Here is a 19616-nt window from a genome sequence, read left to right as displayed (position 1 = left end):
GCATCACCGGGCTGTCCGATCAGGGCTGTCGTGGGCAAAGAGGGTGATCTCGGTGCCGTGACAGACGATCAGTTCACCCCCGGTGGTGGTCGCCGCGGCCCTGATGGGGTTCGGGAAGCACAACTCCGGCCCAATCTGCTGGCCAGTGTTCAGGTCCCAGGCGCGGATGGTGCAGTCGTCTCCTCCGGTGATGACGACCGGTCGGCTGTTGAGAGTGGTGACCGACACGGTTCGTATGGGAGCGGTGTGACCGATCAGGGGTTGGCCGAGAGCCTCGCCGGTGGTCAGGTCCCAAACACGCCCTGTCGCGTCCTCGCCAGCGATGGCAGCCACGGGACGGCCCTCAACGGTCGCCGTGGCCACCGCGTTGACCCAGCTCTCATGATGCCCGAACGGTAGGCTTTGCCAGGTTGTGAGGTCCACTGCACGTAGTTCGCCGTAGCTGCCGCAGGCGATGACGACAATGGGACGGTCCGCAACGGTGGCCACGGCCAACGCCCGCACCCAATGGGCATCCAGCCGGTGGAACTCACGCCGGGGAATTTCCCGGGACAGTTCTTCCAGCCACAAGTGTCCTTGACCCTCGTCGGTGCCCAGCCGCAGTTCGGCCCGCAGCAGAGCGCCCTCGCTTTTACCGTGTGGCGGCCCCTCGGGCAGGCCCCAGAACCGTACGCTTCCGTCGTCCTCGTCACCGTCCAGGTCGAGCCGGTCGTTGCCGCCGGTGATGGCGTACGTAAGGCCGTCGACGGTGGCCACGGCAACCGCGTTCACACCGCCACGGCGGTGGCTTCCGAGCCAGCGGACTGACCGGCCGGTCGTCAGGTCCCACAAGCCCACGTGACCGCCGCCCGTTACGACCACCTGCCGACCTTCGATCGTGGCTGTGGCCAGGGACCTGGCCACGCCGTCGCCGGCCCACGCCTGGCCGACTGATCGGCCATCGGCCAGGTCCCATACCCGTACGGTCCCGTCCTCGCCGCTCGTCACGGCGACGGGACCCTCGTCGAGGTCGGCGACCGCCACAGCGCACACGGCAGCGGTGTGACCGGTGCGGTGTGGATCCGCCAGAAGGTCCCAGATCTGGACCCGCTCCTTCTCACTGCAGTGGGTGACGGCGACAGGGCGGCCGTCCACGCAGGCCGTGAAGACGCCGCTCACCACGCCCGATTGTCCGGTGAGGGGCTGACCCAGGGGGCGGCCCTCCGCCACATCCCACACCCGAACCGTCTTGTCATCACTGCCCGTGACAGCAACCAGCCGCCCCTCCAGCAAGGCCACCGCCACCGCCCGCACCGAACGGGTATGCCCGGTGAGGGGTCGGCCGAGAGGGCGGCCCTCCGCCACATCCCACACCCGCACCGTGTGGTCATCACTGCCCGTGACAGCAACCAGCCGCCCCTCCAGCAAGGCCACCGCCACCGCCCGCACCGAACGGGTATGCCCGGTGAGGGGCTGACCCAGGGCGCGGCCCTCCGCCACATCCCACACCCGAACCGTCTTGTCATCACTGCCCGTGACAGCAACCAGCCGCCCCTCCAGCGAGGCCACCGCCACCGCCCGCACCCAGTCGGTATGCCCGGTGAGGGGCTGACCGAGAGGGCGGCCCTCTGCCACATCCCACACCCGCACCGTCTTGTCGTAGCCACCGGTGACTGCCACCGGGCGTCCGTCGAGGACGCCCACAGCGATCGAGGCGATGTGCCCGGTGATCGGCGGCCCCACTGGGCGGTCGGTTTCGACGTCCCACACCCGCACTGTCCCCTCGCGGGTGTGACGAACGACAACCAGCCGCGTCCCGAGGGCCGTCACCGCGAAGGGCCTGACGCCGTCGGAAGGCCTGGTCCGGTTCTTGTCGGTGATCAGGGACCACACCCACGAGGCGAGGCCGGCAGAGGCCACGGCCTGGCGGCCCTCCGGAGTCGTCAAGACGACCTCCCGCACGTCCCTGCCGGACGGCCCGGCCCCTGGAACAGGCGTCGCCCCGCTCGCCGCAGGCCGCCCCGCCCAGAAGTCCGCCACGTGTCCCCCGTTCGACCAGGACGGCCACCAGACTCCAGCAGGGCCCTCTCCGTCGGCCACGTGCACGGCACGCACCACTGCGGCCAGCTGTGGGTGGTCGGTGCGAAGGGCATGCATTCCCAGCAGCCAGCGCCGGACACCCGCGTCGCGGCCCCTGTAATGCAGGGACGCTCGGTACACCGCGGCCGACTCCCGTGCCCGGTGACCTGCGGCGCTGTCGAGCAGCGGGACTACGAACTCCGGATCGGCATGAACGAGGAATGCAGGATCCATGAGCAGGGAGTCCACGGACCCGCCGGACAACGCTTGTGCTATCGCCGTCTTCTGCTCAGCCCACCCAGCTTCGGACCATCCCCCAAAAGGTTCCGATGGCGTACCAGCCAAGACATCGTTGTGGCCCACGCGTCCACCCCCGTCACAGCAGGGCAACCTGGATGATGCCCCACCTCCACAGTGGCAGGCAATGATACATGTCGTGATCTTCCAAGGGCCGACGTTCCACCGGTCGGAACCGGACACCGAGCGACTACTGCCATGTGTCAGGTGAGGCTGGCACGCCTCCATGTCGGCCACCGCCACGCCGGACGCAAGGCACAAGGGTGTTTGCGCCCCTGGGATGAGTGAGGCGCATCCTGCAGACGAATGACGCAAACATCCACTTGCTGCTGTGAAGTCAGCCACGACACCGCCCGGCCCCCAGCTGCTCGGCGTACCGGAAAGCGGCTCCCAAACGACCGGCTGAGCCGCATGAGTTAAGCTGCTCGGCCGTGCCCACCGAGCAGTGGGCGACCGTTCTGAAGCAGCCGGAGACGGTCGCCTGGCTCATGTCACCGTGCGGGGTGGAAGAATGCGCAATCCGGCGGACGGTGCTTTGTCCGACATCTGGGTTCCCCGGTGGACTCGCTCGGAATGCGGAGGCACATCGTTGTCTCCGGTCAGCACTGTGGTGACCACGGTGCTCGACGGACACCGTGTCGCCGTCACCGCTGGCAAGGACACCGCGTGCGTGTGGGACCTGACCGACGGCAGCTGCTCCGGTGAGATATCGGTCGGTGCGGTGGAGGACATGGCGATCGTCCCGTTCGGAAATCGTCCGGCGGTCGCCGTCCTCGGCCACGATTCGCGCAGGGTCGGACTGTGGGACCTGGCCGCTGGACACCATGTGTCGGACCTGCCTGCCGAGGATACCCAAGCCGTGGCCGTAGTCATGATCGATGCCTGCCCGGTCGTCGTCACCGGCCACGAGGACTGCACGGTACGGCTGTGGGACCTGACGACTTGCCGGCAGATCGGTTCCCCCCTTGTTGGTCACACAACCTGGGTGGCCCACGTGGCCACTGCGATGGTCGACGGCCGTGCCGTCGCCATCACCGGCGGTGGCATGGACCTAGACCACGACTGGGACGAGAAGATACGAATCTGGGACCTCACGGAAGGCAGGCAGCTCACATCATTCCCCACCGCAGACGGCCCAGTCTCCGCGATCGCCGTGATGACACTCGGCGGCCGTCCCGTCGTAGTGGCCGGTTACTGGGACGGGCGGTTGGAACTGTGGGACATGACTACGGGACAGGCTCTCAGGGCATGGCAGGCCGAAAGCCTCACCGACCTCCTCTACCGGCCCGCCGGAGTCAGTGCACTGCAGACCATGGTGCTGCGTGGCCGCACCGTCGTGCTGGCCGGTCACGACGACGGCACCCTGCGGATCTGGGACGTGGCAACCGACGAACAGACCGGACCGACGCTCCAACTCCCCATCTGTGAGGGCGCCTCCGCACGCCAGCGGTCACTTGGGGCAAGGCGTCGTCGCGTGAGGCTGGCCATCGGTCCGGAAGGCGGCCTGGTCGCCTGCGCCGGCCAGGAGGTGGCGTTGCTGTACTACGGCGGGACGGCGCAGGGGTGTGACAGCGCCTGACCGGTCGCCGTTGCCGCTCGTGGCGCCGAGGCTTCCCCCCGGCTGTAACTGACGTCCTGGCCTGACCAGACCGGCGGCCCGCTCCGAAGCGGACCACCGAGACGCCGCGCCGACGGGGTTTTCCAGCGCCGTCGGCACGGGTTCGCTCCAGCGAGTGGGAGTGTTCGCCGAACAAACGGCCTTTCTGACTCTGTTCGTGAGAATGAGCAGCGATTCGGGCGGCAGCGGATCCGTGTCAGGTGGCGCGGATGTTCACGTGATTCGACGGCAGCCGAATACGGCCAAGTAGGTGGCCAGCACCACTCGATGCCCGACCGGTCGAACCACCAGCGGGGCGCCCAGCATCTCCTCGACCACGTCGTAGCCGGTTGCGGACCTGGTCCACTGGCTGCGGGATCACCGCCCGGATGTCCCGTTCGCGGAGGTGGGACCGGATCATGCGTGAGGAGTACGCCCGGTTCGCGATCACCGTTGGCGCCAGACCGATGCCACCATAAGTGCCCGGTCGGCAAGCGGCAGACAGTCGATGGCTGGGCAAGATTCGACCGCGCGCTCCTTCACCGGGGGGTGCGGGGACGGAAGTCCGCTGCACGTTGAGTGAGACAACCCGGATTCTCATGGGTGTACGGCTCCGCTCGTGGCGGCAGCACCCTGCGTGACTTCGACAGCGCCGGACGCCTGGAGCCGCAGCACTGCCACCTCGGGGCCGAACGCGACCACGAGATCACCATTCGGTGCGGCTGTGAGCGCGTGCACGGGCAGAGGGAGCAGATAGTCGGTGGTGGCCCTGCGCCCTGTGGCCAGGTCGAGGAACCGCACGGTGTTGTCATGGCTGATGGCCGCCACGAGTCGCCCGTCATCGGTGCTGCTGACGGCTATCGCCCCGCTCGCACCTGACTCGGTGAGCTCGTGGCTGCCGACCTGGGCCATGGAGCTGAGGTCCCACAGGCAGACCGTTCCGTCCCGCCCCTTTGTCACCGCGGCAGGACCGCTGGGCAGCGTCGCGGTGGCCACCGAGGTCACCCAGTCCGTGTGGCCGGTCAATGGCCCGTCGATCTGGCGGCCGGTGGTGAGGTCCCACAGCCGCACCGACTTGTCCCAGCCGCCCGTCACCGCGACGGGCCGTCCGTCCAGAACAGTGGTGGCAACGGCTGTGACCCGGCTGGAGTGACCGGTGAGAGGCTCGCACAACGCCTTGCCAGTGTTGAGATCCCAGACCCCCACGGTGCGGTCGCTGCCCGCGGTGACCGCTACGGGCACTCCGTCCAGGTTCGCCGTGGCCATGGCGAGGACTCTGCCGTGGTGGCTGGGCGTCGCCGAGCGAACCTCTCGGCCGCTGACGGGATCGAGAATGTGCAAGGTCGCGTCCGGGCCGGCGGTCACGACGACCGGGCGCCCGTCCACGTCCGCTGTCGTCATGACGGCTGCCACGGTTTGCGAGGCATCGGTGACCTGCTGACCGGTGGCCACGTCCCAGGTCCGTACGGTCTTGTCGGAGCCCGCGGTGATGGCCACGGGCTTCCCGTCGAGAATCGTCGTGGTGAGGGCGACGACGGCGCCGGTATGACCGGAGCGGTGCCGGCCACCACCGTGAACCTGGGTGAGATCCCACATGCGCACCGTGCGGTCTTCGCCCGCGGTCAGGGCCACCGGACGTCCCTCCACGAGGGTGGTGTCGAGGTCCCACACCTGGCCGGTGTGCCCGGTAAGGGGCTCGCCCTGCTGCATCCGGGTCTCCAGATCCCACACCCGCACGGTCTGGTCCAGGCTGGCGGTCACCGCCAGCGTCGCTTGCCCGGCGGGCACGGTGTCCATGGCGCACACCCGCTCCGTGTGGCCGGTCAGCGGCCGCCCCGAGGGCCACCCTTCCACCGCGTCCAGCACAGTGACCGTGCCGTCCGGTTCGGCGGCGAGCGAAACCATTCGCCCCTGCAGCACCAGGGACCGGGAAGTGGCCCGAGGCCCGACTCCTACCGCGTTCCCGGTACTGATGCGGCCGCCTCTGCGGCCCGCTATCAGGTCCCACAGGTCTGTTCGCTCACCCGGGTCGGGGGGACAGGGCCAGCAGTCCGTCCCCGGCAGGGGCACTCCTGATGGCTCGGATGTCGTCGGTGCGCTGAGTGCTCGTGGTCAGGTCCCAGACGTGCAGTGCCTGATCGGCTCCCGCACAGAGCACGACCCTGCTCGCGCCCAGGACCGCGGTCTCACGTCTTCGGATGGACGCGTCTTTGTCGCGGTAGTCGGCGGTCCAGTTCCCGACCAGTTCCGGTTCGGCCTGATAGTCGAGGGTGACGGCGACCACTCGGTTGTTGACCGCTGTCAGAGCTGACACGCCTGACAAGTCCTCCGCCTCCAACAACCCGAGCTCTGCCCGCTCGGCTCCTTCGATCGGGTGACCGGTGATGAGGTCCCACACGCGCGGCGGCTGGCCTTCCTCCTCAGTCACAGCGAACGGCCGCTGTCCTTCGACCAGGAAGGCATCCACGACCGCGAGACGCTCGGCGACCTGACGGTCGGCCATCAGATCCCACACCTGGACCGGTTGGTTCACGGCGGCGGCAACGGCGACGAGGCGCCCGCCCAGCACACCTATGTCCGTGACCCAGGGGAACGCGCTGATCTGGGCCCCGGTGAGCAGGTCCCATGCCTGCAGTGTCCGGTCCTTCCCCATGGTCAGAGCCACACGGCGCCCGTCCGGGGTCGCGCACTCCACCATGTCGACGAGTTCGCCTGCAGAACGGCCTGTCTCCAGATCCCACACGCCCACCGGCCCAAAGGCGTGCAGTGTGAACGCCAAGGCACGCTCGTCCACCAGAGCCGTGGCCACGGCCAGCAACTCGGCCGTCACCGACGACACCGGGTCGGTATGGCCCGTCGTCAGCTCATGCCGCAGCCTCCCGGTCGTCAAGTCCCACACCCGCACAGCCCCGTCCTTGCTTCCCGCAACGGCGACCGGCCGATGGTCGACAACCGCCGTCGCCACGGCCGTCACAGGAGCGTCGTGGCCTGTGAAAGCGCGCAGGAACCGAGGGTCGGAAGCAGAGCCGCTCGCCCACTCCGGAACCCACTCTGGACCGGGCTGCCCCGGCACATCCGCGCTCCCGAACCATGCGGCGAGTTCCGTCTCACCCAGCCGTGCCGCGTCCAGCGTCAGCACCTGGCGTCTCTGAACCGGCACCAGCGTCCGGTGCACTTCCGCCGAAGCCCGGTACACCGCTGCTACGGCCCGACTCCGAGAGTCGTCTGCACGGCCCAACAGCTCGATGACACGTGCCGGTTCCGTCGTGAGAAGGAGACTGGGATTCGACAACAAGGAATGCATGTCATGCGGCTCTTCCGCCGGTCCTTCGCTCATAGCCCCCGAGACTACGATCCGGCACTGACATGGGGGCCGTAGTGTGGATGGTGAGCCAGCAGTCTCCGCGGCAGGCGCCAGCCCTACAGCGTCGCCCATCGCCTGCTCGCAAGGCGGACGCGGATGCGGTGTGGAGGCGTTGACCGCTCGCGGCCATCACCAGCAGCCCGAGGCAAAGCCCAAGGCCGAGATCGTCAGCCCCGGCAAGGGACTCGGCGTCCGCTCCGGCCCGGCACCCACTACAAGCAGCAAGGCAAGATCCCGACCGGCACGGTGGTCAAGCTGCAGTTCAACGGCCAGCGCCTACGCTCCCTGCGCCGCGGCCTCGCCGACCTGCACCAGCCCCGCCGCTGCTTCCTCGGCAGCGGAGAAGTCGACCTCCTGGAACTTCCACGACACGATCCGCGCCCCCGCCGGAACGCGGTACACGTACTGCATACCGTTCTTGAACCCCGGCTGCAGCTGGTCGTTGCACTCCGGGTTCCCCTGCAGCTTGTACAGGTCCTTGATCGCGTCGTACCGGCGGCCCTGGTCGTCGATCAGTGAGTTCGCCACGGGATAGCCGCACGTGAGATCCATGCTGGCCTTCGTCTCGTTGCGAACCATCGTGTCGAGCACGATGAACACCGCCCCGTCCCCGGCCTTCACCGTCGCGGTTTCGCCCTGGTCGGTCTGCTTGATGCTGTCGGCCCGGGTCACCTTGGTCACGGTCACGTACGCGCCGCCGCTGCGGGCCTCGGTGCCGACTGCGGAGCCTGCAGCAGAGGGCGACGAAGACGGCGCGGCAGAGGGTACGTCTCCATCGGGGGTATCCGGAGTACGCGTGTCCTCCCGGACCGACGCGGACGCCTCCGGCGCTGCTGCCCCCTGGTCGGAGACCAGGGTGTAGACCAGACCGCCGGAGGTGGCGGTCAGGGCGGCGGCCAGGCACACCGTGGCCGTTTTCCACGGGTTCCGAGGAGGCCCCGGCGCGTTCTGAGGCTTGGCCGGTATCGCATCATGCTGGATGTCGGTCATGGATCCGGCTCCTCGGGAGTACGGGAAAAGGCTGGGCGCGCCGCCCCCATCGGGGTAGGAGCGTCCAGCAGCAACCACCGGATGGTATTGGGGCTGATGCCGTTAGGTGCTGCTTTTGCCTCTGTTGGTAGGCGCAATCCGGACGTCGGCACCTACCATCGGGCCCCGGACAAGACTGCGTTGCCTTCGCCCACATGGGAGGAGTGAAGATGGCGGGAATCGAAACCGTGTCCAACGGCGCAGAGCCCTGTCTAATGATCTACCTGCGGGCACAAGGCGGGCTCCGGGAGTCGGATGCACGCGCCCGACCACGAACCACCACGACGCAGATGAGACGTATGACAACCAAGATCCGGGCCATTCACGGGCCAAGCCACGGGAACTTGGCCCGACACGTGCCATCTGGGCTGGTCAGCGACGGTACGGCGCGTGTACCACCAGCACACGAAGAACCTCCTGGTCTCGTACGCGCCGAAGCGCCTCGGCTTTTTCTAGACGCACGAGGAAGGGCGTCTGACCTGGCCTTTCTGCCGTCAGGCGCCTGTCCTTGACTCGCTCGAAGCGCTTTCAATCCGGTATCGCACGAACCGGGACCGCCGGCGCCCCACCGTCTGGGGTGGGGCGCCGAGTTGAGCAGCGACGTCCTCGTTCGAGACATCATCAGCACGCGCACGTACGATCCGACGCCGCAGGGCCCGCACCTGCGGCGTGAAACGACGCCGCGCCCGCTCCTCGAGCGCGGCCCGTTCCTTCTCCGACAGCGTCAACTCGGCCTTCGGCTGCTCGATCCGTGCCAGGGGGCGAGCCCGCGCATCCGAACAGAGTTCCCGACTCAGAACACTAGGTACCGCTGGTCGCGGCGCGGGTGAAGAACTCGATCTCGGCCATCGAAACCTGCTTGTCGGCGCCCACGTTGAACGCCGAGCGGATGACGAACCTGACGCTGACGACGTTCTGTGCCCGGAACTTCCGCTGTTGCGGCCCGCTCACCTGGTCGAGGGTGATCTGGCGCGTGGTCTGCTTCCCGTCGGCCGTGATGATGATCGCGTCCATGCGGTGCGGCAGCGCGGCCTCGGAGAGGTCCGAAGCCTTGGTGGAGATGCCGGACGTGATCAGGATGTCCAGCAGGCGGGTGGGTTCCTTGAAGCGCGCCTCTATCCACTTCCCGTCGGCGGACTGCGAGACGCCGGGGCCCCACCAGCTGTTGTTGATCTTGTCGAAGAGCACCTTCGGCGGGTGGCCGTCGAAGGAACGGGACGCCTCGGCGGAATCCGGGGTGACCTGGGCCCGCTTCGCGAAGTGGTCGCGCGCCGCGCTCCATGCCGTATTCACGTTGAACGCCCCGTGCGGACCCGCCTCGTCGGTGGGTTCCGCGCTGGGAGCCTGGACGCGGGGGCGGGCCCCGGCGGGCACGCCGGGGAGGACCGGCGCGACATCCGGTGCCGGTGCGGCGGCGCGCTGGTCGGCGACCGGAACGAGCAGCGCCCTGGCGCGCGCTCGCGTCCGGGGTCGCGCCCGCCGGGGAGGCGGCCGGTGCGACGGGAGCCACCGGGACGGTGGGGAGGGTCTCCTCCTCCGCGCGCGCCGCCGTCGGCGATGCGGCGCTCACGGGTCCGTGGACCGCTTCCCGCACCGGGCCCGCGTTCCCTGCCCGGGGGGCGGGATCACCGGCATCAGGACCGAGGCCGGGGCCGGAATCGGGGTCGGGGTCGGGGTCGGGGTCGGGACCGCGCCCCGGGCTGCCCTCAGGATCGGACTCGGCATCGCCGTCGGCCGACGTGCCCCCGCCCGAGCCCGAAGAAACCGACGCACCCGACGCACCCGCGCCGCCTTGCCGACCTGCCGTCCCCGTACCCCGTTCCTCCTGCCCCGGGGTCCAGCTCATTACCGCGCCGCAGCCGTCGCAGAACGACTGCCCCGGAGTCGAGCGCGTACCGCATTCAGCACAATGACGTGACGTGTTCCCCGCGTTCCCCGCGTCGGCGCCGACAGCTGCGGACGACGGGGTGGACGGGGAACCCTGCTGATTGGTCACCTGTCGGAAGTCCTTTCGGGGGCGGTCACCTGGACCGTGTAAGGCATATGGGCGGGGCGAGCTGCCGCTACGAGCCGCTCCAGCCGGTGTTCGGCGGCCGGGTCGGGCTCCGGCAGCCGTACGGTGACGTGCAGATGCGGCCGCCGCTCGCCGGGGACCGGGCCCAGGGGCCGCGCGTCCCAGGCGGCCGCGCCGCTCTCGGTGATCTCCGGCTCCACTCCGAAGGCGAGCCGTATCGTCTCGGACAGTCCGCGCCGGGTCCCACGGATCCGGTGCAGCCGTACCGCGGCGGTCACCGCGGCGCGCAGCGCGACCGTCGCTTCCGTGTCCTGCGGACGGCCGGTGGCCGGTGGGGCCGGCGCGGCTTCCGCCGGTTCGGCGTCCGCGGGGCCGTCTGCGCCCCCGGCAGCGTCCGGCCCGTCGCTTTCCGCACCCACCCAGCTGCCGAGCCAGCGGGTGAAGTCCGCGGGCGCGAGCGACGGCGTGAAATAGGCGTCCAGGCAGTCGAGCACGTTGTGCAGCGGTGCGAGGGCCTCGTCGATACCCGCGACGAAGCGCTGCGCGAGGTCGTCGTCGGCGAACACCGCCGGCAGCATCACGCCCAGCGGCGCGGAGGAGCCGAATCCGTCGACGGAGCCGCGCATGCTCCCGCCGGCGTTCACGACGCGTCTCCTCTCACCCGGACGCGGTGGTCGAACGAGAAGGCGAGCGCGGAGGGTTCGAGGTCGATCCGCTCCGTGGGGTCGCCGCGCCGGCCGCTGAGCGGGTCGGCGGGGTGCAGCAGCACATCTCGTCAAGTACGCGCTGCCATTCCTTGACGTACTCGTCCAGCTGTTCCCGTCGCATGACCAGCTCGACGCAATACCCCGGCGTGCTGGCGTCGTACCTGCGTTGCGCTTCTCGCTTCTGTGCGCAGACACCGTCGCGGTCGAGTCCCGCCGCCTTCTCCTGCACGTTCTTTCGGATTACCTCTTCAGGCTCGAACACTCTTCTCCTCAATTCAGCTGACGACCTCGTCGGACCGATACGCCCACTGCGGCGGCGCAGCGACACGACATGCGACGCGGGAGAACCAGAACAACATCGAATCGAGTCGCCGTCCGGCAGGTTCGCGACGTGAACCATCACGCGACGTTTTTCCTGCGCGGACAGTTTCTCGACCCGTTGACCTGCTGAAACACCGGAACTGGTGACACTCTGTGGGTGCAGCCGGATCACTCTCGACGCCGCAAGGGGTCGGTTGTTGGTGTCGGTAATCTGCCAGAAGATGGTGCCCGTTTCTGCTGGGCTAGAGATCACGCAACTCTGCACGTGATGCCCAACTCAGGACGGAATTCATGTCCACAGCAACCGCCACTTCTATCCAATCCCCCGCACCGACGGACCGCTCGCCGTTCATCTCTTGGCTGGCCGTCATTTCGGTCATGCTAGGGATCTTCTCCATCGTCACGACCGAGATTCTTCCGATCGGCCTTCTCACGTCGATCGGATCGAGTTTCACCATTTCGGACGGAATGGCTGGTCTCATGATGACCATGCCAGGATTCCTCGCCGCGGTCTCGGCCCCCGTGGTCACGGTGGCCACCGGGCGGATCGACCGGCGGGTCATGCTGGGTGTGTTCATCCTGCTGCTGACGCTGGCCAACTTCCTGGCCGCCGTCGCCTCGAGCTACTGGCTGGTCCTGATCTCCCGCGTCATGGTGGGCATCACCATCGGCGGATTCTGGTCCATCGGCGCCGGACTCGCCAGCCAGCTGGTTCCCGCGAAGTCCGTGGGCCGCGCGACCTCGGTGATCTTCTCCGCCGTACCGCTCGGCTCCGTACTCGGCGTGCCGCTGGGCACGTTCATCGGTGACATCGCAGGCTGGCGGACGGCGTTCCTCGTCATGGGCGGCTTCACGCTGGCCGTCCTCGTGCTGCTGCTCGCGGTCGTTCCGCCCCTGCCTTCCGACCAGGCGACGCGCCTCGACGTCCTCGGTGGAATGCTCCGAAGCGTCAACACCCGCTTCGCCCTGGTCATGACTTTCCTCGTCGTGCTCGCCCACTTCGGCACGTACACCTACGTCACCCCGTTCCTGGAGCAGGTGACCCATGTCAGTTCGGGTCTCATCACGGTCTACCTGCTCATCTACGGAGCGGCCGGCATCGCCGGCAACTTCCTAGGCGGAGCCACGGCGGGACGCTACCCGCGGTCCACCTTCGCCACGGCCGCCGCGCTGATCGCCGGCGCGACCCTCCTCCTGCCCGTCCTGGGGCACTCGGACGCCGGCGCAGTGGCACTACTGGTCGTCTGGGGCGTCGCCTACGGCGCTGTCCCGGTCTGCTCCCAGACCTGGTTCTCCAAGGCCGCCCCGGACTCCCCCGAGGCGTCCTCGGTCCTCTTCACCGCCTCCTTCCAGGCCACGATCTCCATCGGAGCCTTGGTCGGAGGGGCTGTCCTCGACCGCTCCTCGCCCTCCGCAGTCATGGTCCTGGGCGGACTGGCAGCCGTCCTGATGGTCCTCGTGGCCTGGGCCCACTGGGCCGGAAGGTACAGGTGGCCCAAGGCCTCCTAGCCACACCGCGATCGGGGCGGCCGCCCGCCCCAGCCCATGGAGCGCGCCCTCGTCGACGCCATGACGCGGACGGTCGAAGTACGCGTCAGCTGACCCGAAGACCGACCGCCAGGGTCAGCTCGAGGACCCGGTGGGGCGATGCGAGATCCGGAAACACCTCCCGGAGCTGCGACATCCGGTACCGAACGGTCTGGGGATGGACGAACAACGCCGCCGCCACCTCGTCCCGCCTGCCCTGGTGCAGCAGCCACGCCCGCAACGTCTCCTCCAGCCGCCGTGCGGTCGCGACGGGCAAGGTCCGCAACGGCGCGAGGGCTCGGGCCCGCAGGTCTGCGAACGCGTCCACGTCGGCGCTCAGCACCAGCTCGGGCAGGTGCTCCTCGGTGTCGCGGATGTCGGAGGAGAGGGAGCGCGCGCGTACGGCTCGTGCGTACGAGGCGGATGCACGGGTCCATGGCCGGGCCGGGCCGACCACGGCAGCGCGGTCGGTCAGCTGCCGCAAGAGATGCGACCGGTCGGCATCGGGGACCAGCAGCACACCGAAGGCGTCCGGCAGATCGTCGAGGACGAGGGTGCTCGGGTCGAGCGCCCGGTAGGCGGGCCGGGCCTGGGCGGCGGGCAGCAAGACGGCGGTCAGCGAAACCGGAGGCTGCCACCCGGCCCGTTGAACGGAGGCCAGCAGCACGTCCGGGCTCGCACCGGCGAGGAGGTCGCGGGCCAGGTGTTCCAGGTGGCGCTCGTGGTCCCGGCCCCGGGCGGCCAGTTCGTCGGCGTGGCCCGCGGCGCTCGCGGCGGAGAGCTCGTCGATGTAGGCGAAGGTCAGCTCGGCGAACTTGGCGACCTCGGCGGCAGGCAGACCTGCGGGTACGGCACCCGCTGCCAGGCATCGCCAGGCCACGCGGGCGCCGACGCGGTAGGCGCTGAGCAGGGCGTCCATCGAACGCCCGTCGCGCACCTCGCCCCGGCCCAGCTCGTAGGCCGCGTCACCGGCGTCGCCGCCCGTGGCGTTCCCGCTCGCGAGGTCCAGATAGTGCCCCAGGGCGGTGCGGACCGCTCGGCGGATGGTGACGCCCATGCGGCCCGAAAGGGCGTTGGCGTAGGGAGGGACCTCGTCGATGATCGCCTGGACGACCTCGTCGGCGGTGGTCTTCAGCCCGGCCCGGATGGCGGTGACCGTCGCCTGCTCCAGGACCAGTTCGGTGACCCTCCGGATTGGATGGCTCATGTTTTATTCCCTGCGAACAATCCAGCTGACCAAATTTACGTCTTGCGGTCAGGACTTTACGCCCTGAGGCGCATCAAGCTAGGGCCATGACAAGTACAACCCTCCGCAGTGGGGCGTGGAAACTGCTGGAGATGATCACGACGCCGCTGCTGCCGTCGGACTACCTCGACCTGGTCAGCCCGCTGCGTGCGGGCGCTGACCTGCGTGGGCGCATCGAGGCCGTACACCCCGAGACGGCTGACGCCGCGACCATCGTGATCAGGCCGGGAAGGGGCTGGCGCGGTCACACGGCCGGTCAGTACGTGCGGATCGGGGTCGACGTCGACGGGAGGCGCCTGTGGCGCGCCTACTCCATCACCTCGCCGACGAACCGCCAGGACGGCCGCGTCACGATCACCGTGAAGGCGATCCCGGACGGCAAGGTCAGCAACCACCTGGTCCGCAAGGCGAAGCCCGGCACGCTGGTCCAGCTCGACCAGCCGACCGGTGACTTCGTACTGCCGAAGGCCCGGCCCGCCAAGGTGCTCTACCTGACGGCCGGCAGTGGCATCACGCCTGTGATGGGCATGCTGCGTGACATCGAGTTCGACGACGTCGTCATGGTCCATTGCGCGCCACGGCCACAAGACGTGATCTTCCGCAACGAACTGCACGACCTGGTCGCGGACGAGAAGCTGCGGCTCACCGAGGTGCACACCGACACGGACGGCGTGCTCGACATCGCCCGGCTCGACGAACTGGTACCCGACTGGGCCGAGCGCGAGACCTGGGCCTGCGGGCCCGCGGGCCTGCTCGACGCCGCCGAAGAGTTTTGGAGCGAACACGGCGTCGAAGAGCGCCTGCACACCGAACGCTTCCGCCCCAGCATCGTCGTCGCCGGTGATGGCGGCGAGGTCACGTTCAGCGCCACCGGCAAGAGCGTCGACGCGGACGGCGCCACGCCGTTGTTGGACGTCGGCGAGGAGGCCGGCGTGCTCATGCCGTCCGGGTGCCGTATGGGCATCTGCTTCGGCTGCGTCACGCCGCTCAAGGCGGGCGCCGTCCGCGACCTGCGCACCGGCGAGATCACCGAGGCCGAGCCGGGCGTCCTCATCCAGACCTGCGTGTCCGCCGCGGCGGGCCCCTGCGACATCGAACGGTAGGAGCACCTTGACCGCCATCGACCCCACCGCCCACCTGACCGCGGAGCAGATCGAGGAGCTCGGCCGCGAGCTGGACGCGATCCGCGACGAGGTGATCGCCAGCCGGGGCGAGAAGGACGCCGCCTACATCCGGAAGGTGATCTCGGCGCAGCGCAAGCTCGAGCTGGTCAGCAGGGGCGTGCTGCTGTTCTCGTTCTTCCCGCCCGCGTGGCTGATCGGCACCGCCGGGCTGTCCGTGGCGAAGATCATGGACAACATGGAGATCGGCCACAACGTCCTGCACGGCCAGTGGGACTGGATGCGGGACCCGAAGATCCACTCCACCACCTGGGAGTGGGACCACGTCTCGCCGTCCGACCAGTGGAAGCACTCGCACAACGAGCTGCACCACACGTACACCAACGTGATCGGCAAGGACAACGACCTCGGCTACGGCATCATGCGCGTCGACGAGGACCAAAGGTGGCACCCGTTCCACCTCGGCCAGCCGCTGTGGAACTTCCTCAACGCCTGCTTCTTCGAGTACGGCATCGCAGCGTACGACCTGGAGCTCGGCAAGAACCTGCACAAGCGCCGCCGCAAGAACCCGGAGTTCCGCGCGCGGGCCAGGGCCGTGGGCCGCAAGATCCGCAAGCAGGTGCTCAAGGACTACGTGATCCACCCGCTGCTGTCGGGCCCCTCGTTCCTCACCACGCTCGCCGCGACGTTCACCGCGAACCTGGTCCGCAACATCTGGACCCATTCGGTGATCATGTGCGGGCACTTCCCCGAGGGCGTGCAGGTCTTCGAACGCCGGTCGATCAAGGGCGAGACGCGCGGCCAGTGGTACCTGCGCCAGATGATGGGCTCGGCGAACATCAGCGGCAGCAGGGCCATGCATTTCATGACCGGCAACCTCTCGCACCAGATCGAGCACCACCTGTTCCCGGACCTGCCGAGCAACCGGTACGCCGAGGTCGCGGTGAAGGTGCGCGCACTGTTCGACAAGTACGAGCTGGAGTACGTCACCGGGCCGCTGCCCAAGCAGGTGTTCTCCGCGTGGCGCAAGGTCTTCCGGCTCTCGCTGCCGAACAAGAAGCCCAAGGTCGATACGCCGGACCGCGAGCAGGAGCTCGTCGCTGCCTGATTCCCGGTACCGGTTCAGATCTTTCGGCCGTACCGGCCGTACCGGCCGTACGGGCGGCACCGCCGGGTTCGGTGAAATGCCCTTCCAGTAGCCCTCGATCGCGTCCGCGACACCCCACTGGACGAGACGGTGAAGCGTCTGGTGGCCCACGTGCGCGAATGCCGGCCGGACCTGATCGTCACCCACGACGCCCACGGGTCCTCCGGGCACCCCGACCACATCCACACCCACCGGGTCACCCTGCTCGCCGCGCACTCGGCCGGCGTCCCCGGCGCCTTCCCCGGCGCCTTCCCCGAGGCCGGGCCCTCGTGGCAGCCCACCGCTCCGTACCTCTCGGCACACCCGGAGTCCGCCGGCTCCGGCCGCGCCAGCCTGGTGTCCGGGGTCGGCAAGCGCCTTCACACGGTCCCGGACGAGATGGTCACCGCAGCAGTGGACGTCCGGCCCCGGCTGGACCTCAAGTGGGCTGCCATCCGCGCACACCGTTCGGAGACAGCCCGAGCCCGCTCGCTCCCGGCCCTGCTGAGCGGGCTCTCGGCGCAGGACCGGGAAGAGATCCTCGGCACCGAGTACTTCATCCGTCACGACCTCGCCTCGACGCACCCCAGCGTCCGCGAACTATCGGCCTGAAGGGCTCGGAGGGATCCCTGGGGAGGCAGGGAGGCGCATGCACTGCCGAGCCGCATCCGGACGCCAACGCGCAGCAGACCGGTCACAAAGATCGAACTCGTGTGACTGGCCTGCTGGAAGGCGCGTGGGCGAGGGGACTCAGAACTGCTCCACCAGCTCTGCGCTGATCCGGTTCCAGCTCGGTCGGGGGCAAGGTTGCGTAGGCCTGCGCCGTCCCCTCCCTCGTGGCAGTTCCACAGATCCAGGTGGAGCCGGCGTCCTGGACGGTGTCACGCAGGACGGCCGGGAGCGTGAAGCCGGACAAGCCGCACACACTGCCCGCCGCTGCCGTACGTTGCTGCGCTGCGGGCGCGATCCGGTCGGGCGCTCTCAGCGGCTCGTGCTGCGCACAGCCGGCCCTGCCACTGCCCGCCGTTTCCGGACCGGTCACGGACCAGGGCCCGACCCAGCCGGCGGATTCTGGGCCCTGCCGGACGCGGCTCCGCTCCGCTGGACTGCGGCCGTACCTCTGGTCACGCGCCTTCGGCCAGCCGGTGGCCCGGCGGGTGCCCGTTCGGCGAGGGCGAGGCCGCTCCGGTCGAGCGGGCGTACTCGGTGGGAGTCTGACCGTAGTGCTTCTTGAAGGCTCGGGTGAAGTGACTGCCGTCCGCGAACTGCCAGTGTGCGGCGAGTTCCGAAATGCTCAGGCGCCCTGACGGCGAGACCAGGGCGAGCCGGGCCTCGTGCAGTCGCCGGTGGCGGATGTAGGTGGTCACCTGCTCACCCACCGCGGCGAATGCCCGGTTCAGCGTACGGACGGAGACGTTGAGTTCACGCGCGAGCACCGCCGGAGAAAGTTCGGGATCAGCGAGCCGACGGTCCGCGAGGTCCTTGGCCGCCTGGGCGAGCGCGGGAGCCAACCGGGGTTCTACGTCGTCGAACCGGCCCTTCGCCACCGCCTTGGTCAGCTCGATCAGGGTGGCTTGGGCAGCTGCCACACCGGCCGGGCCGAGGTCGGCCACGGTGGTGTGGATCACGTCTGTAAGGGCCGTCAGCAAGCGCATCTCGGCCGAGTCCGCCGGCCCGGTGATGACCCGGGTCCCGAGCAGGGGTTTGAGCTCGCCGGGGGGCAGGACGAGGAACTTCGCCGTGAGGTGCGCCGTCGTCTCGAAGGCCGTCAGGCGCCCGAGGTGCCGGACGAGGAACTGCCCGGCCGACACGGTCTGGTCGCCGTAACCGGGCGGGCCGCCCAGAGTCCATGCGCCGCGCCGCACGACGTACATGGCAACCAGATCCTGATCGCCGCCCGGGACGTCCGCGGTCCGGGTTGCCGACGCGGCGTGAAGATCGGCGATCGCCGCGCCGTGCACTTTGGCCACGTTGCCCTTGACCCGGAAGTCACCGATCGTGTCCGGGCTGAAGGCCGGCAGTTGGAAGACGTCGTCGCCGACCTGCGTCTCCCACCCGCGCCGGAAAGCGTCGAGTCCCCGCGGTGCGGAGCCCGGGGCGGTCGAGTCCACGGCGAACACCCCGCGTGCGCCGTCGACCTCCGCTCCAGTACCGTGCATCCCTCTCCGGTCCTCTCGTATTCATTGCTTCAGCGCCATCCTGTGGTGATCGTGTGGTGATCGTGTTCCGCAGGATGGCGCCATGACTCATATGGACACCGTGCCAATCTTCCTATAGGTGGCTCGCATTGCAGCGGTCGAGAGCCGAGCTGATGCTTCTGATGCGGCGAGACGAGCTGATCGCCCGACTACGCGCCGCGGTGGTCGGTTCGCCCCGGGCTTCGTTTCGACGACCGGGACTCCTTCGCCGCCTCGGTCAGAGCCCCGCCGGAGGTAACGGCAAGTGGCTGGCGCTCAGTTTGCCGCGTGGGCCGATGGCGTCGGCCACGCCCAGGCAGGTGCTGCCTCGGAAGACACCGAGTTCGTAGTGCACGGACCCGGCGTCGAAAGAACGGACCGTGAGCGCGACCTCGTAGTCGCCCGGGTAGGTCACCTCACCGAGATACTGGATCTCGTACGACCAGGGCGGCAGATCCGGCACCGAGCCCCGAGCGGTCGTCCCGATCGAGTCCAGGGTGAATGCGGCGACGGCCTCGTCGTACCAAGTGGCCAGTGCGATGAAGTTGACGTGCTGGTTGGAGTCGACGTCACCGATCCGGGAACGCAGCGGGGCCCCGTACGCGTAGTGGGCACGGTGCAGGCGCTCGGGGCGCGGACGGGTGGCGGCCGGCCTTCCCGCCACCCCTGCCTCCGGTAGCTGCATCTCGTCGAGATCGGCGATCAGCTCGTCTGGAAGCGGGAGCGGCCCCGACTTGCCGGCCAGCACGACCGTCGCGTCGCCACTGCCCACACGCTCGTCGCCGACCACGACCTCCTGTCCGAAGGTGACGGAGGAGCGCCCGACCCGGCGAACGCCGGTGTGCACCTGCACGCGGGTACCGACCGGTCCAGCCGGAGCGAGCCGGCTGACCCGTTGACCGACGAGCAGTATCTGGAACGGGCCGAACCCCCGCTCACCGATGAGGCGTTCGAAGCGGTGCAGCCGTAGCCGAATCCGGGCGTCTTCCAGCCAGCGGGCCATGCCGATCGTGCTTGCCGAGCCGTCTCGGC

At 69.0% G+C, this 19616-nt stretch carries 16 protein-coding genes and 2 pseudogenes; 5 read left to right on the top strand and 13 right to left on the bottom strand.

What is annotated here, in order from left to right:
* Positions 1 to 3: 3 nt before the first annotated feature.
* Positions 4 to 1926, bottom strand: a complete 1923-nt coding sequence (locus OG594_RS16390) for a WD40 repeat domain-containing protein (RefSeq protein ID WP_266599510.1) — start codon at positions 1924 to 1926, stop codon at positions 4 to 6.
* Between the two features lie 1039 nt (positions 1927 to 2965).
* Here OG594_RS16390 and OG594_RS16385 point away from each other — a divergent pair.
* Positions 2966 to 3934: a WD40 repeat domain-containing protein gene (locus OG594_RS16385; protein WP_266599504.1), complete on the top strand. Its 969-nt coding sequence runs from the start codon at positions 2966 to 2968 to the stop codon at positions 3932 to 3934.
* A gap of 331 nt (positions 3935 to 4265) precedes the next feature.
* Here OG594_RS16385 and OG594_RS16380 read toward each other — a convergent pair.
* The 9 genes and pseudogenes from OG594_RS16380 to OG594_RS16345 form a co-directional block, all read right to left on the bottom strand.
* A pseudogene (locus tag OG594_RS16380) lies at positions 4266 to 4403 on the bottom strand (IS5/IS1182 family transposase); the annotation flags it as partial.
* 146 nt (positions 4404 to 4549) lie between these two features.
* A complete protein-coding gene (locus tag OG594_RS16375; protein ID WP_266599502.1) occupies positions 4550 to 5857 on the bottom strand; it encodes a WD40 repeat domain-containing protein in 1308 nt (435 codons plus the stop codon).
* 115 nt (positions 5858 to 5972) lie between these two features.
* On the bottom strand, positions 5973 to 7091 hold the full coding sequence (locus tag OG594_RS16370) for a hypothetical protein (RefSeq protein WP_266599500.1): 1119 nt from the start codon (positions 7089 to 7091) through the stop codon (positions 5973 to 5975).
* A 501-nt stretch (positions 7092 to 7592) separates the two neighbouring features.
* Complete coding sequence (locus OG594_RS16365; RefSeq protein WP_266599498.1) at positions 7593 to 8306, bottom strand: hypothetical protein; 714 nt, start codon at positions 8304 to 8306, stop codon at positions 7593 to 7595.
* A gap of 533 nt (positions 8307 to 8839) precedes the next feature.
* On the bottom strand, positions 8840 to 9007 hold the full coding sequence (locus tag OG594_RS47365; protein WP_353962634.1) for a helix-turn-helix domain-containing protein: 168 nt from the start codon (positions 9005 to 9007) through the stop codon (positions 8840 to 8842).
* A 139-nt stretch (positions 9008 to 9146) separates the two neighbouring features.
* On the bottom strand, positions 9147 to 9638 hold the full coding sequence (locus OG594_RS16360) for a hypothetical protein (RefSeq protein WP_266599496.1): 492 nt from the start codon (positions 9636 to 9638) through the stop codon (positions 9147 to 9149).
* A gap of 699 nt (positions 9639 to 10337) precedes the next feature.
* On the bottom strand, positions 10338 to 10985 hold the full coding sequence (locus OG594_RS16355; protein WP_266602942.1) for a phage tail protein: 648 nt from the start codon (positions 10983 to 10985) through the stop codon (positions 10338 to 10340).
* 31 nt (positions 10986 to 11016) lie between these two features.
* Positions 11017 to 11640, bottom strand: coding sequence for a hypothetical protein (locus tag OG594_RS16350; RefSeq protein ID WP_266599494.1), 624 nt, complete (start codon positions 11638 to 11640; stop codon positions 11017 to 11019).
* A complete protein-coding gene (locus OG594_RS16345; RefSeq protein WP_266603170.1) occupies positions 11630 to 11878 on the bottom strand; it encodes a hypothetical protein in 249 nt (82 codons plus the stop codon). Before OG594_RS16345 ends, OG594_RS16350 begins: the two co-directional genes overlap by 11 nt.
* On the opposite strand from OG594_RS16345, the gene OG594_RS16340 reads away from it, so the two are divergent.
* On the top strand, positions 11766 to 12896 hold the full coding sequence (locus tag OG594_RS16340) for an MFS transporter (protein ID WP_266599492.1): 1131 nt from the start codon (positions 11766 to 11768) through the stop codon (positions 12894 to 12896). The genes OG594_RS16345 and OG594_RS16340 overlap by 113 nt on opposite strands.
* Before the next feature lie 85 nt (positions 12897 to 12981).
* On the opposite strand, the gene OG594_RS16335 is transcribed toward OG594_RS16340, so the two are convergent.
* The gene (locus tag OG594_RS16335) at positions 12982 to 14121 is read right to left on the bottom strand and encodes a CdaR family transcriptional regulator (RefSeq protein WP_266599490.1); all 1140 of its coding nucleotides are present in this window, start codon (positions 14119 to 14121) and stop codon (positions 12982 to 12984) included.
* A gap of 86 nt (positions 14122 to 14207) precedes the next feature.
* Between OG594_RS16335 and OG594_RS16330 the strand changes: the two genes are divergently transcribed.
* The 3 genes and pseudogenes from OG594_RS16330 to OG594_RS16320 form a co-directional block, all read left to right on the top strand.
* On the top strand, positions 14208 to 15263 hold the full coding sequence (locus OG594_RS16330; RefSeq protein ID WP_266599488.1) for a ferredoxin reductase: 1056 nt from the start codon (positions 14208 to 14210) through the stop codon (positions 15261 to 15263).
* A 7-nt stretch (positions 15264 to 15270) separates the two neighbouring features.
* Positions 15271 to 16389 carry an acyl-CoA desaturase gene (locus OG594_RS16325; protein WP_266599486.1) on the top strand — a complete coding sequence of 373 codons (1119 nt, stop codon included), beginning with the start codon at positions 15271 to 15273 and terminating at the stop codon, positions 16387 to 16389.
* Positions 16390 to 16503: 114 nt separating this feature from the next.
* Positions 16504 to 17019, top strand: a pseudogene (locus tag OG594_RS16320) (PIG-L deacetylase family protein); the annotation flags it as partial.
* A 512-nt stretch (positions 17020 to 17531) separates the two neighbouring features.
* Here the strand turns inward: OG594_RS16320 and OG594_RS16315 are convergent.
* Both OG594_RS16315 and OG594_RS16310 read right to left on the bottom strand, forming a co-directional pair.
* A complete protein-coding gene (locus OG594_RS16315) occupies positions 17532 to 18566 on the bottom strand; it encodes a helix-turn-helix domain-containing protein (RefSeq protein ID WP_266599484.1) in 1035 nt (344 codons plus the stop codon).
* 256 nt (positions 18567 to 18822) lie between these two features.
* Positions 18823 to 19587, bottom strand: coding sequence for a hypothetical protein (locus tag OG594_RS16310; RefSeq protein WP_266599482.1), 765 nt, complete (start codon positions 19585 to 19587; stop codon positions 18823 to 18825).
* Positions 19588 to 19616: the final 29 nt, after the last annotated feature.

It is taken from the genome of Streptomyces sp. NBC_01214 (assembly GCF_026340975.1).
Taxonomy (GTDB): Bacteria; Actinomycetota; Actinomycetes; order Streptomycetales; family Streptomycetaceae; genus Streptomyces.
Note: the sequence above shows the minus strand (reverse complement) of the source record. Positions and strands in the feature narration are given on the sequence as shown.

What these genes read in the sequence shown, in the direction of transcription:
- OG594_RS16375 (WP_266599502.1), bottom strand. Translation starts at nt 5,857, where the DNA reads ATGGTTTCGCTCGCCGCCGAACCGGACGGCACGGTCACTGTGCTGGAC.
- OG594_RS16365 (WP_266599498.1), bottom strand. Translation starts at nt 8,306, where the DNA reads ATGACCGACATCCAGCATGATGCGATACCGGCCAAGCCTCAGAACGCG.
- OG594_RS16355 (WP_266602942.1), bottom strand. Translation starts at nt 10,985, where the DNA reads ATGCGCGGCTCCGTCGACGGATTCGGCTCCTCCGCGCCGCTGGGCGTG.
- OG594_RS16340 (WP_266599492.1), top strand. Translation starts at nt 11,766, where the DNA reads ATGCTAGGGATCTTCTCCATCGTCACGACCGAGATTCTTCCGATCGGC.
- OG594_RS16345 (WP_266603170.1), bottom strand. Translation starts at nt 11,878, where the DNA reads ATGGTCATCATGAGACCAGCCATTCCGTCCGAAATGGTGAAACTCGAT.
- OG594_RS16335 (WP_266599490.1), bottom strand. Translation starts at nt 14,121, where the DNA reads ATGAGCCATCCAATCCGGAGGGTCACCGAACTGGTCCTGGAGCAGGCG.
- OG594_RS16330 (WP_266599488.1), top strand. Translation starts at nt 14,208, where the DNA reads ATGACAAGTACAACCCTCCGCAGTGGGGCGTGGAAACTGCTGGAGATG.
- OG594_RS16315 (WP_266599484.1), bottom strand. Translation starts at nt 18,566, where the DNA reads ATGCACGGTACTGGAGCGGAGGTCGACGGCGCACGCGGGGTGTTCGCC.
- OG594_RS16310 (WP_266599482.1), bottom strand. Translation starts at nt 19,587, where the DNA reads ATGGCCCGCTGGCTGGAAGACGCCCGGATTCGGCTACGGCTGCACCGC.